Annotated in this window: 11 protein-coding genes; all 11 read left to right on the top strand. The window is 60.3% G+C overall.

Annotated elements, in window-relative coordinates; translation table 11 throughout:
• Positions 1–134 precede the first annotated feature (134 nt).
• On the top strand, positions 135–761 hold the full coding sequence (locus tag EQG66_RS14400) for a cation efflux transmembrane domain-containing protein (RefSeq protein ID WP_129405235.1): 627 nt from the start codon (positions 135–137) through the stop codon (positions 759–761).
• Positions 758–1,234 (top strand): HXXEE domain-containing protein, encoded by a 477-nt coding sequence (locus EQG66_RS14395; RefSeq protein ID WP_129405234.1) that lies wholly within the window; start codon positions 758–760, stop codon positions 1,232–1,234. Before EQG66_RS14400 ends, EQG66_RS14395 begins: the two co-directional genes overlap by 4 nt.
• 78 nt (positions 1,235–1,312) lie before the next feature.
• Positions 1,313–1,888 (top strand): methyltransferase family protein, encoded by a 576-nt coding sequence (locus EQG66_RS14390; RefSeq protein WP_129405233.1) that lies wholly within the window; start codon positions 1,313–1,315, stop codon positions 1,886–1,888.
• Positions 1,885–2,235 carry a DUF3703 domain-containing protein gene (locus EQG66_RS14385; RefSeq protein WP_129405232.1) on the top strand — a complete coding sequence of 117 codons (351 nt, stop codon included), beginning with the start codon at positions 1,885–1,887 and terminating at the stop codon, positions 2,233–2,235. The genes EQG66_RS14390 and EQG66_RS14385 overlap by 4 nt, the downstream gene beginning before the upstream one ends.
• A gap of 639 nt (positions 2,236–2,874) precedes the next feature.
• Entirely contained in the window at positions 2,875–4,083 is a 1,209-nt protein-coding gene (locus EQG66_RS14380; protein WP_129405231.1) for a TolC family protein, read from the top strand.
• Positions 4,084–4,094: 11 nt separating this feature from the next.
• Entirely contained in the window at positions 4,095–5,276 is a 1,182-nt protein-coding gene (locus EQG66_RS14375; RefSeq protein ID WP_129405230.1) for an efflux RND transporter periplasmic adaptor subunit, read from the top strand.
• Position 5,277: 1 nt separating this feature from the next.
• A complete protein-coding gene (locus EQG66_RS14370; RefSeq protein ID WP_129405229.1) occupies positions 5,278–8,523 on the top strand; it encodes an efflux RND transporter permease subunit in 3,246 nt (1,081 codons plus the stop codon).
• 13 nt (positions 8,524–8,536) lie between these two features.
• Entirely contained in the window at positions 8,537–8,944 is a 408-nt protein-coding gene (locus tag EQG66_RS14365; protein ID WP_245988118.1) for a hypothetical protein, read from the top strand.
• Positions 8,944–10,875, top strand: coding sequence for a heavy metal translocating P-type ATPase (locus EQG66_RS14360; RefSeq protein ID WP_129405228.1), 1,932 nt, complete (start codon positions 8,944–8,946; stop codon positions 10,873–10,875). Before EQG66_RS14365 ends, EQG66_RS14360 begins: the two co-directional genes overlap by 1 nt.
• On the top strand, positions 10,872–11,054 hold the full coding sequence (locus EQG66_RS14355) for a hypothetical protein (RefSeq protein ID WP_129405227.1): 183 nt from the start codon (positions 10,872–10,874) through the stop codon (positions 11,052–11,054). The genes EQG66_RS14360 and EQG66_RS14355 overlap by 4 nt, the downstream gene beginning before the upstream one ends.
• A gap of 427 nt (positions 11,055–11,481) precedes the next feature.
• The gene (locus EQG66_RS15465) at positions 11,482–12,255 is read left to right on the top strand and encodes a helix-turn-helix transcriptional regulator (RefSeq protein WP_220428673.1); all 774 of its coding nucleotides are present in this window, start codon (positions 11,482–11,484) and stop codon (positions 12,253–12,255) included.
• Positions 12,256–12,389 lie beyond the last annotated feature (134 nt).

Below are 12,389 nucleotides of genomic sequence, written 5' to 3'. Positions count from 1 at the left end.
AAAACAGATTTGCAAACCCGAATTCGCGACAAGATGGCGAACGATCGGCTTCCCGTTAGAAGGCGCTTGACCCTGTAGTTGCTACAGGGTGTAGATAGATGTCCGACTCGGGATTTTGTCGAGAAGGAAATCGAATGGCAGACGGTTGCAGCAGGGGCGCCTGCGCGAGCGAGACAGACAATGCCAATCCGCGCTGGCGGCGCATTCTCTGGATCGCGCTCATCGTCAATGCGGCTATGTTTGTCGTCGAGATGGTTGCGGGCGCTGCGGCGGACAGCCGTGCGCTTCAAGCCGACGCGCTCGATTTTCTGGGCGATGCCGCCAATTATGCGGTCAGTCTGGCCGTCGTCGGTGCGGCGCTGGCATGGCGGGCACGGGCGGCATTGCTCAAATCGCTGTTCATGCTCGGCTTTGCCGCCTGGGTCTTCGGCAGCGCGATCCTTGCTTTTGTGAATGGCACCACGCCCGACGCGATGACGATGGGCGCAATTGGCGCGCTGGCGCTTAGCGCCAATGTCAGCGTTACCGTGTTGCTCTACCGCTATCGCACCGGCGACGCGAATATGCGCTCGGTCTGGATTTGCTCGCGCAACGACGCGATCGGCAATGTCGCGGTGATGCTTGCGGCTCTAGGCGTGTTTGGCACAGGCAGCGCTTGGCCTGACCTCATTGTGGCAACAATCATGGCGGGGCTTGCACTGACCGGCGGCGCGCAAGTGCTGAGGCAGGCATTGGGTGAGTTGAAAGTGAAGGCGGCATGACGTTCCTCATCACGCCCATCATCTTCCTGTTTCATATTGCCGAAGAATGGCGGCGCTTCCCAGAGTGGGCGACCCGTCATTCTGGCGCGACGAGCCGCGCTTGGTTTGTCTATTCGCACATATTTCTGGTTGCCAGCACCATTGGCATTTGCTGGACGGCCACGGTCAACCCGTCGCGAATATCGACGATTTGGGCGGTGGCGGTACAATGGGTGTTTTTCACCAACGCGGTTTTTCATCTCACAACGTGGCGGCTCTTTCGCGAATATTCGCCAGGGGTATTTACCGCGCTCATTTTCTTCGTGCCAGCAACGCTCTGGCAGTTTGCGACCGTTCAACTCGACAGCGCTGGCTTTCTATTAGCGATTGCTTTGGGCAGCGTAGTGGGCGGTCTCGCGGTTGCGAGCCTTTGGCTCAACATGAACATTGACTGGGACCTGAGACGCAAGAGGGATCATCCTTATGCGGATTGAATTTCCGCGACGCACCCGCGAGCTTCGACAGACACCAGGTGAGCTGAAGGCTATTTCACGCTCGGCGGAGTACGTCTGATGGCCATCCTCCAGTCGATTCCGCTTGCCGCGATGATTGCGATTATCGCTGCGACCATATGGCGTGGCATATCAGTCAGACGACAAACAGGTGACCACCCGTTGGCCTTCCTCGACGCAAAGGGCATTCAGCGCGTTGCGGGGCTGTCATTCGCGATAAGCACCGCTATTCTCATTGCGGCCAGTTTCTTGGCTTCAAACAATGAAGCGACGGCCGTGACCTTGCCCGCAGCAATTGTCGCGCTTGCTGGGGCTGCAATGGTGATCGTTGCCCAAATACAGATGGAACGCGCTTGGCGCATTGGGGTTCGCGAGGGCGATGCACCGCAATTTGTGTCGCACGGACTGTTCCGCTTCAGCCGCAATCCGATCTTCGTTGGCATGATGCTGGTCGGCCTAGCAGCCGCAATAGTAGCGGGCTCTTGGTGGGCTTGGGCGGCAATCATCATCTTCATCCTGTCATGTATCGGGCAGGTGCGGATTGAAGAAGTGCATCTGGAAGCCAGTTTTGGGGCAGCTTATAACGCTTTTCGTGCGAAGGTTCCGCGATGGCTGGGTTTTGGAGGCAGGACATGAAATCATCTGTAGTTGAGCTAATCAATGCAGAAATGGCTGCTTATCTCGCTGCCAAAGCTGGCGATGATAGAGTGAAAGCCTGGGGAGCGCTTGAACGCGCACACATTCTCTCGCACCCCTATCTCCCGCTGCATGTGGCCAATCACTGGGCAATGCTGAAATTTGCCTTTGAAACGCGCGATGCGAAGGAGGCCATAGGCCAGATGACTCGTCTCGCCCTTGCCCCGCTTGGCGCGCTCACTGGACGAATCCCAATTGGGAATACCGGACGCTCCAATGTCAGTGCGTTCAAAACCATGCCAATTCCTGATGATCTTCGTGACGCCATCAGTAGAGTTACTACATGACCCACCAACCGCGCGTAGTGGGTGGTTCGTTTTGTTTGCGCGTGCCATTGCGCCGGTGATAAATAAAATCTGAAGTAAAAAACTGGTATCTCGAAGATCACGAAGTCGATGAATAGACAAATTAAGAATAATGGACAATCGCAACAGGTCATATTATAACATAAGGACAACAAGCGTGCGTATTTGCAGCAGCTTGCCAGAAAAACTGTTGCAACGCCAGATTGCGACCGATATAGGGCCTACTATGGCTCGTTGGCTATCCTGTCTGGTGATAATGCTGTCGGTGCTCGCGTGTGACATCGTCGGTTCACCCTTGCTCGCCAACCCGGCTGTGGAAGCCGCGGGTTTGGCGCAAGTTGTAAGCGAGGGTAATTCGCACGACAGCGAAGAGTCAGGTCAGTCTCACAGTGGCGTGGCAGGGCATATGGCACATGGCCATTGCACCGCGAATTTGGCCGATCCGGCAGACATGTCCCAGCCTCTGTACTTCAAGATGGGTCGGCCATGCCTGCCCGAGAGGCAAACAGGCCTCAACTCCTGGTCTACGGCACCCCCCACACAACCTCCTTCTGCCTGAATCGTGCTGCAGCGCGGACGCATTGCGTCCGCAGCTAATGATAACGATTCAGGAGTTTTCATATGTTTATACGTTTGCGCACCGCCTTGCTGGCGGGGACGCTCATATCTATCGGAGCGCCCGCCGCCGCCGAGCCGATAAGTCTCGGTGAAGCGTTAAGCCAGGGGCGCGCAGCATCACCGCGCATCACGCGAGCGGAAGCCGAAGTCAAAGCGGCTGAGGGCCGTGCACTTCAAGCCGGAGTGTCGCCGAACCCTGAGCTTGGCCTCGAAGTCGAGAACTTCAGTGGCACCGGTCCCTATCGAAACTTTCGACAGACCGAGACGACGCTGGCGGTCAGCCAGGAGTTCGAACTTGGCGGCAAGAGGCGTGCGCGCAAAGCGGTTGCCGCCGCCGAACTCGATTTCTTCAGACTTGCGCTCGTGCGAGAGGTAGCCGCGCTAGACTATGACATTCGCATTGCACATGCGGACCTCGCGGCGAGCGAGGCGCGGGGCGCGTTGGCCCGCGAAACTCTCGACCGCGCGCGCGAATTATCACGCGTGGCAAAGGAGTTAGTCGATGCGGGGCGCGATCCGCCATTGCGCCAATTGCGCGCCGACGCGCTTCTCGCCGAAGCCGAGGCCGAATTGGCGCGGGCCGCAGGTGAATATGTCTCGGCACGACGCAAATTGGCGCTCTTGACCGGAAGCAGCGATCCCGAATTGACCGCAGCACCGGGTAATGACGAACAGCCGCCGACTCTGCCCGCTGACACCCCAAGCCTTGATGAGCGGCTGGCAACTGCAGAGCGGGAAGCTGCCCAGGCGCGCGTTTCCCTGGCCCAAGCAGAAGCGGTTCCGAATGTAACGGCGTCTGGCGGTGTCCGCCGGTTTCGCGAAGGGGGTGAGACAGCCATTGTCGCCGGGATTTCGATCCCGCTGCCCTTCCGCAACCGCAACCAGGGTAATATTGCCGCCGCGCGCGCCGAGACAGACGCCGCCAGCGCTGTTCTTGCCCAGACGAGGTTGGAGGCCAATTTCAATCGCCGCGATGCCGAACTCATGGTCTCCGCTGCCAACGAGCGGGTCGCCGCCCTGTCCGGACCCGGCTTAGCGCAAGCCGAGGAGGCAGCCCGGCTGGCCAACATCGGCTACCGTGCTGGCAAATTCGCACTGATCGAGCTGATCGACGCGCAGGAAGCCCTCAATTCGGCCCGGCGCAATCTCATCGAAGCACAACTGGATCGTGCGCGAGCGCTTGCGGCGCTCGCTCGTGCGAACGCACAGTGAAGGAATTTTCAATGGAAACCGATAGCAACAAGAACAAATTGATCGCAGGAGCCGCCATCGCTGCGCTTCTGCTTGGCAGTGGCGGAGTCATGCTCGGCCGGACCATTCTAGCGCCCACAACCACCGCTGGTACTGAAGCCGAAGAGGGCGAACATGGTGAAGAAGAAAGCCATGGCCCTGAAGGCTTTGTCGAGATGGACGACGCGCGCGCGAAGGCAGCGGGGATCGCAACAGAGGCGACGCAAGCGGGCGGGCTCGGCATAGAGATCATCGCGCAGGGCGTCGTTGCCGCCGCTCCAGATGGCGAGGCGGTGCTGACCGCGCGCGGCGACGGTGCCTTGACCAGAATCGTCAAGCGCCTCGGCGACAGTGTCAGCACGGGCGAGACGGTTGCCTATCTCGAAAGCAGAGATGCGTCTGCTGTTGCTGCCGAACGCAGTGCTGCTTCGGCCCGGCTCATTGCCGCCCGCTCGGCTTATGCGCGGGAGAAAAAGCTGTTCGACGCGCGCGTCACGGCACGGCAAGATCTGGAAGCAGCACAGGCTGTGCTGGCCGAAGCCGAGGCCGAAGCGCGGCGCACCCAGTCGGCGGCGGGTGCTGCCAAGATTACCGGCGATGGACGGTTTCTCGCGGTCACCAGCATGATCTCGGGGCGGATCACCAAGGCCGATGCAACGCTTGGAAGCTATGTCACGGCGGGCACCGAGCTGTTCCGGGTGGCCGATCCGCGCAAGATTCAGATTAACGCATCTGTTCTTCCCGCCGATGCCCGGCGCGTTCAGCCGGGCGACAAGGCTGTGATCGAACTGCTTGGCGGCGACACGATCACCGCAACCGTCCGCGCGGCGACTCCGAGCCTCGACCCCGACAGCAAGGCGGCGACCCTCATATTGATTCCCGATGGTGTGGGGCAGCTCACCCCCGGGCAAGGGCTCCGCGTGCGGATCACACCGCGCAATAGTGCAGTTAACGCCGGCATCGGCATTGCCGAAGAGGCGATGCAGTCGGTCGAGGGCAGGGACGTTGTGTTTGTGAAAACGACGAAGGGCTTTCAGGCGACGAATGTGACGGTCGGGCAGCGCAGCGCAGGCCGTGTCGAGATCGTCGCGGGCCTGAAACCCGGTGCCGTTGTCGCGACCAAGGGCGCATTCCTCCTCAAAGCCGAACTCGGCAAGGGCGAGGCGGAGCATTGAGATGATCGAAAAACTTCTCGACGCGGCAATCCGCTTCCGCTGGGGCGTGGTCGTTGTCACGCTCATCGTCGCAGCCTTCGGTGCGAGCCAGCTGTTCAAGCTGCCGATCGACGCCGTTCCTGACATCACCAACAAGCAGGTACAGATAAACACCGTCGCCCCGGCTTTAGGGCCGCTCGACATGGAGCGGCTCGTCACCTTCCCGGTCGAAACCGCGATGGCGGGGATTCCGGGGTTGGAAAGCTCGCGCTCGATCTCGCGAAACGGCTTCAGCCAGGTGACGGTCGTGTTCGAGGAACACACCGATCTCTATTTCGCGCGCCAGCAGGTCGCCGAGCGGCTGACGCAGGCCAAGGAAAGCCTGCCCGATGGCGTCGAGCCGCAAATGGGGCCGGTGACAACCGGGCTTGGCGAAGTGCTGATGTATGTCGTCGAATACGAACCCGCAGGCACCAAGGCGAACCCCAAGATCGCGGGCAAGCCCGGCTTTCAGCCCGATGGCAGCTATCTGACCACCGACGGCAAGCTGCTGACCGACGAGGTGTCGAAGCTCGCCTATCTGCGGACCGTGCAGGATTGGGTAATCCGGCCGCAGCTTCGCTCGGTCGAAGGGGTTGCCGGGATCGACAGCATCGGCGGCTATGAAAAGCAGTTCGTCGTCGAGCCGGACCCGGCCAAGCTCGCCAGCTATCACATCTCCTTTTCCGAACTCGCCGAGGCGCTCGAGAAGGCCAACATCTCGGTCGGCGCGAACTTCGTCGAACGCGGCGGCGAGGCGTTTCTGGTCAAGGCCGATGGCCGCATCCGCACGCTCGACGAAGTGGGCCAGGCAACGGTTGCGACGCGCGGCGGCGTTCCCGTGGCGGTTCGCGATATCGCCAATGTCCGCATCGGCGGCGATCTGCGCACGGGCGCAGCGTCGGAAAATGGCAACGAAGTCGTGGTCGGCACGGCGTTGATGATTGCCGGCGGCAACAGCCGGATCGTCGCCAACGCGGTTGCCGAGCGGCTCGATGAAATCGCCATGTCGATGCCGCCGGGGATCAAGATCAAGACCGTGCTCGACCGTTCCAAGCTGGTCAATGCGACGATCTGGACGGTCGAGAAGAATCTGCTCGAAGGCGCATTGCTGGTCATCGCGGTGCTGTTCTGGCTCTTGGGCAACATTCGCGCCGCAATTATCGCGACGCTTGTCATCCCGCTCTCGTTCCTGATGATGGCGATGGGCATGAACGCCACCGGCACATCGGGCAATCTGATGAGCCTTGGCGCGCTCGACTTCGGGCTCATCGTCGACGGGTCGATCATCATCATCGAGAACTGTCTGCGACGCCTGGCCGAGCGCCAGCATCACGAAGGCCGGGTTCTGAACCTTACCGAACGGCTGCATGAGGTGTTCGAGGCTTCGCGCGAAATGGTGCGCCCGACGATCTTCGGGCAGGCGATTATTTTCCTCGTTTTCGCGCCATTGCTGACGTTCACCGGGGTCGAGGGCAAGATGTTCTCGCCGATGGCGATCACGGTCATGCTCGCGCTGGCGGGAGCCTTCATCCTGTCGCTGACCTTCGTTCCGGCAATGGTGGCTTTGCTCATTCGCGGCGAAGTTGCCGAGAAGGAGGTCAAGGCGGTCGCGGTGGCGAAGGAGCGGTACCAGCCCTTGCTCACCAAGGCGGTGTCGCGGCCCTGGCCGTGGATCGGCGCGGGCGTCGGGGCCTTCGTACTGGCCGGGCTGGTGTTCCTCATGCTGGGCCGCGAGTTCATCCCGCAGCTCGACGAGGGCGACATCGCGCTTCAGGGCATCCGCATTCCTTCGACCTCGCTCAATCAATCGCTCGCCTTGCAGCGTCAGATCGAGAAGGCGGCGGTGACGCTGCCCGAAGTCGCCTATATGTTCTCGAAAACCGGGACGGCAGAGGTCGGCACCGATCCGATGCCCGCCAATATCTCGGACTCGTTTGTCATCCTCAAGCCCAAGGACCAATGGCCCGACGGTGTGGACAGCAAGGAACAGGTGATCGAACGGCTCGAAGCCAAGCTCAAGCCGCTGGTCGGCAGCGCCTTCGAGATCAGCCAACCAATCGAGCTGCGGTTCAACGAACTGATCGCGGGCGTGCGGGGCGACATCGCGATCAAACTCTATGGTGACGATCTGGAGGAAATGAGCGCGCTCGGAGCCAAGGTCGCTTCGATCCTCAAAACCGTTCCCGGCGCGGCGGATGTCAAGGTCGAGCAGACCGAAGGCTTCCCGCAGCTCGACGTCAAGTTCGACCGCGACGCCATCGCGCGTTACGGCCTGACCTTGGAGGACGTGACCGATACCGTGGCAGCGGCGCTTGGCGGACGCGAGGCGGGGATCGTGTTCGAGGGCGACCGGCGCTTCGACATTGTCGTGCGCCTGCCCAATGCGGGGCGCGACGATCTGGACGCGGTGGGGGCGCTGCCGGTGATGCTTCCACAGGAAGGCGCTTCGGTGCCGCTGAGCGCAGTCGCCAGCTTCGGCTTTTCCGAAGGGGTCAACCAGGTCAGCCGCGACAATGGCAGACGGCGCGTCGTCGTCCAGGCCAATGTACGCGGCAATGATCTGGGGAGTTTCATCGCCGAAGCGCAGAGCAAGGTTGCTGCCCAGGTGAAGCTGCCGCCGGGCAGCTCGATCGAATGGGGCGGGCAGTTCGAGAATCTGCAAGCCGCGTCGCAGCGCCTGTCGCTAGTCATCCCCATCGTCTTCGCAGCGATCTTCGGCATCCTGTTCGTCGCCCTGCGCGGCTTCCGGCCCGCAATCGCGGTCTACTCGGCGATTCCCTTGGGGCTGGCAGGCGGCGTGTTTGCCCTGGCGCTGGCGGGCTTGCCCTTTTCGGTATCGGCGGCGGTCGGCTTCATCGTGCTGGCGGGGGTCGGGGTGTTGAACGGCCTTGTCGTGATGACCGCGATCACCCAGCGGATCGCGGAGGGGCTGACGGTCGCACAGGCGATTGTCGAAGGCTCGCTCGAACGCTTCCGGGCGGTGCTGATGACCGGGATCGTGCCCGCCATCGGCTTCGTCCCGATGGCGCTTGCGACCGGACAGGGCGCGGAGGTGCAAAAGCCGCTGGCGATTGTGGTGATTGGCGGCCTGATCACCTCGACCATCCTTACGCTCTTCGTCTTGCCTGCGATCAGCCAATTGCTGCTCAAGGGAAAGCACAAGCATCACGAGACCGGCGAGTATTCCGACGTCGACGCGCTCGGCAGCGAACTTCCAGCAAAATAGAAGGAGAGACAATTTGCGAAATCTAACCCTATTGCTGACGGTTGCGCTGGCCTTGCCTGCCCAGGCCGCTGCGCCAGAACCGGCATATATGCCCGGCGTCTGGAGTTTGGGTGAAACCAAGAATTGCGAGAGCGGGCCAGCATGGGTGTTTCTCGCCGACGGCTATTATGCCGAGGTGACGCTTCCTGACAAAGGCCCGTCTGCGACCGGACTTTGGAAGGACGAAGGCAATGCCATTGCCTATACGCACAGCCACATGCCGTTTCCCGACATGATGATGGCGAATGAGCTGAAACGGCTGACGGTGGAGGAACGCACACCCGACCGGCTTACAACTCGAAACTACAGGGGTGTCGCGCGGATATTCCATCGTTGCCCGGTAAATGCTGTCAAGGCGGCCGTCGGACAGGCAGAGCATTGATGGCCGACATTGCCGAAACTCCCTTAGCGAAGCCTGCTGGCCTCACGACCGATTCCGCAAAGCATCACGCCGGCGATCGCGAAGGACGTAATGTGTTTCTGCTCGCTTGCGCGTGTGCGGCCCTTGCTTACGGTATTGCCTGGATCTTTCCCGACTATGCGCGTCTGGCCTTCGGGATTGGCGCGCTAGTCTCGGTTTTGCCGTTTGCGCGAACGGCGCTCGGCAAGGCCCGACGCGGCTCGCCTTTCAGCATCGAAACGCTGGTCACCATCGCAGTGATCGGGGCACTTCCGATCAATGCCGGGGCCGAGGCAGTGGTCGTTGTTGCGCTGTTTTCGCTGGGTGAGTTGCTCGAAGGGTTTGCAGCCGCCCGCGCTCGCTCGGGTTTGACGGCGCTTGCTGAACTGCTGCCATCGACTGCCATCATCGAGCGCGATGGCGCGCGGGTCGAAGTGCCGGTTGCGACACTGGGCGTTGGCATGACCATATTGGTCGCGGGCGGCGACCGCATTCCGGCGGACGGAACGATCATCGACGGACGCTCGGAAATGAACGAAGCGGCGATAACGGGGGAATCGCGACCCGTTGCCAAGGGCATCGGAGACCCCGTGTTCGCCGGGAGTATCAACGGCGACGGCAATCTCAGGATTTCGGTCACAAAGGATGCCACAAACAGCATTGTGGCCCGCATCGGCAAGCTGGTCGAAGACGCCCAGGAGAGCACCTCGCCCACTGCCAGGTTTATCGACAATTTCAGCGCTTACTACACCCCGGCTGCGATCCTCATTGCGGCATTGGTCGCCTTGCTTCCACCGCTGCTCGCCGGCGGCGACTGGGCGGTCTGGCTTTACCGCGCGCTCACAGTGCTGCTCATAGCCTGTCCGTGCGCATTGGTCCTTTCGACGCCGGCGGCCATCGCAACAGGGATTGCAACCGCTGCGCGCAACGGCATTTTGATCAAGAGCGGCGCGGCCCTCGAAGCGCTTGCGCACATTCGCATCGCGGCGTTCGACAAGACCGGCACGATCACCATGGGGCATCCTGTGGTCACCGATGTTGTGGGGGACGTGCTTTCGCTCGCAGCAGCGCTCGAAACCGGGCTTGCCCATCCGGTTGCCCGTGCCATTGTTGCCGAAGCGGCAAAACGGGGCATAGACGTTCCTGCTGCCTCGGACGTGTCCATCCGCCAAGGCGAGGGCGTTGAAGGCATGGTCGGCACGTTGCGTGTCGAACTACTGAGCCCACGCGCGACTGCAGCCTTGGAAGGTGCTAAGGCAGCCAGCATCCGAGAATTGGAAAAGGACGGCAAGACCGTCGCAGTGTTGGTCGTCGACAGCACAATACGCGGGTTTATCGCGTGCCGTGATGAACCGCGCGACGACGCGGGCCCCGCAATCCGGGCGTTGGCAGCACTTGGCATCCGGACTCTGATGCTGAGCGGCGACAACCAGCGCACGGCGAGCTCGGTCGCCGAACCGCTGGGCATGGAGGCCTTTGGCGAACTCATGCCCGCTGATAAGCTTGAGCGGATCAACCAGCTCAAAGCGGAGCAGCCAATACTCATGGTTGGCGACGGAGTGAACGACGCCCCGGCGCTTGCAACCGCAACACTGGGGCTTGCCATGGGCGGCGGAACCGATGTCGCTATCGAGACGGCCGATGTCGGTCTGCTGAAAGATCGACTGACCGGCATACCCGATGCGATCCGCCTCGCACGAAAAGCGCGGCGGACGATCCTCGTGAACATTGTGATCGCGATCGGCCTAAAGCTCGTCTTCTTGGTGCTCGCGGTCTTTGGAATCACCAATTTGTGGACTGCCATTCTGGCAGATACCGGCGCAACAATTTTGGTCACCATCAACGCACTTCTGCTGTTCTGGACTTTCCAGGCGTCACCAACAGCCGTTCAATCTGCCCTCAGGAGAGCATGACCATGGGGGCTGGAGTTGGAAGCGCGGCGCATGACCTTCATGTCTGGTCGGTTGCTGTTGGCGATGCCAGCCTGACCCCGGATGTGGTCCTGACGTCGGATGCGGCGTCTATTGCAAAACGGGTCGCAATTGCCACCATGCTTGAGACCAGGTTTGGCATCCATCATTCGACGATTTAGACCGAAGCCGTTCCCTGTGATGACGAAGATGCATTGCATGCTTGAGATTGGCCAACCCGCATGTTCGAAGGAAGTTGTCTCCCGCGAGCGAGACCCCGAATGTGCTGGAACGAGTGGCCACGCCGGAGGTGCTGCGCTGCCCCTGCCGCGCCTCCGGCGGAAATTCATACGTTTGAGACAAGTTGCGGCAAGCCGGTACATGCCGCAATGACCCGAAGTCCGCAACCGCAGCAATCTCCACCCTTGCGCTCTGTTTCTCTGACTGCCCGGCGCCCTCAAGGTACTTGTAGGAAGCCGTCCGGAATGGATGATCAATTGGTTTTACATTGCGACCATGCACTGATTGGGACATCATGAGACATCCGCGTGGTCCGGTTTTTTGCTGATGCCGGCTGGAGCAATAATTCGGGATTCCTAAGAACGACAAATGATCAATTGGGCGGGAGATATTACCATCGGTTTGGGGTGGGTCTATTATGATGGACCCGTCGGTCATACCGAGTTTCACCAGCATTATGCCGTTCAGATTTGTTTTCCTTTTGCCAAGGCGCTTCAAATCGAAACGCAGGGACAAATACTGAATGCAGAGGGCATTCTGGTGATCGGCTCGAACATAAGCCATCGTCTGTCTGCACCCAGCCAGACTGCGAAGATTCTCTATATTGATCCCAGCCTTGTTAGAAATGGCAACGAGAAGCTGGGTACGGGTGGGGTGGAGCTGCTCAATCTTCCATCAGATCAATCAAAGGCGCTTGAACAAGCGCTCGCCAGCGACCCAGCTTCAAGAACGACTGAGTTTGGCGTCGAACTCGCACAGTTGATCTGGCCGCTCCAATCGGATCAAGCGGCGCTACCCACGATGGATCCGCGTATTGAAAGATCGCTGGAAGAGATCGATGCTGCAGACGACTTGAGTGTTCCCCTGGAACAGGTAGCGCGTGCAGCAGGCCTCTCGATGGGCCGCTTCCGACATCTGTTCCGCGCTCAGATCGGCATGCCGCTAAAAAGCTACCTTTTGTGGAGAAAACTGCAACGTGCTATCGAAAGTCTTGCCAGCGACAATTCTTTGACGCGTGCGGCGCATATCGCAGGATTTGCAGATTCCGCGCACCTGTCGCGGACATTCAAACGTACTTTTGGTCTGTCGCCAAACGATCTGAATAAAAAGGCTAATGTTACGACGAGAAAAAATACGTCGTAGCCCCTGCATGTTGATTTTCATTGAGAGTTGACCCGGTGTGGGGAGTAATTTCCACTGAGAAGTGACCCATGTTTGAACGCTTCCCTGTCTTTGGTGATCAGGGGATATTGGAGTGTTGGACATGGCGTTATTGA

The sequence above is a fragment of the Sphingobium fluviale genome (assembly GCF_004122115.1).
Classification (GTDB): Bacteria; Pseudomonadota; Alphaproteobacteria; order Sphingomonadales; family Sphingomonadaceae; genus Sphingobium; species Sphingobium fluviale.
Note: the sequence above shows the minus strand (reverse complement) of the source record. Positions and strands in the feature narration are given on the sequence as shown.

What these genes read in the sequence shown, in the direction of transcription:
- EQG66_RS14400 (WP_129405235.1), top strand. Translation starts at nt 135, where the DNA reads ATGGCAGACGGTTGCAGCAGGGGCGCCTGCGCGAGCGAGACAGACAAT.
- EQG66_RS14395 (WP_129405234.1), top strand. Translation starts at nt 758, where the DNA reads ATGACGTTCCTCATCACGCCCATCATCTTCCTGTTTCATATTGCCGAA.
- EQG66_RS14390 (WP_129405233.1), top strand. Translation starts at nt 1,313, where the DNA reads ATGGCCATCCTCCAGTCGATTCCGCTTGCCGCGATGATTGCGATTATC.
- EQG66_RS14385 (WP_129405232.1), top strand. Translation starts at nt 1,885, where the DNA reads ATGAAATCATCTGTAGTTGAGCTAATCAATGCAGAAATGGCTGCTTAT.
- EQG66_RS14380 (WP_129405231.1), top strand. Translation starts at nt 2,875, where the DNA reads ATGTTTATACGTTTGCGCACCGCCTTGCTGGCGGGGACGCTCATATCT.
- EQG66_RS14375 (WP_129405230.1), top strand. Translation starts at nt 4,095, where the DNA reads ATGGAAACCGATAGCAACAAGAACAAATTGATCGCAGGAGCCGCCATC.
- EQG66_RS14370 (WP_129405229.1), top strand. Translation starts at nt 5,278, where the DNA reads ATGATCGAAAAACTTCTCGACGCGGCAATCCGCTTCCGCTGGGGCGTG.
- EQG66_RS14360 (WP_129405228.1), top strand. Translation starts at nt 8,944, where the DNA reads ATGGCCGACATTGCCGAAACTCCCTTAGCGAAGCCTGCTGGCCTCACG.
- EQG66_RS14355 (WP_129405227.1), top strand. Translation starts at nt 10,872, where the DNA reads ATGACCATGGGGGCTGGAGTTGGAAGCGCGGCGCATGACCTTCATGTC.
- EQG66_RS15465 (WP_220428673.1), top strand. Translation starts at nt 11,482, where the DNA reads ATGATCAATTGGGCGGGAGATATTACCATCGGTTTGGGGTGGGTCTAT.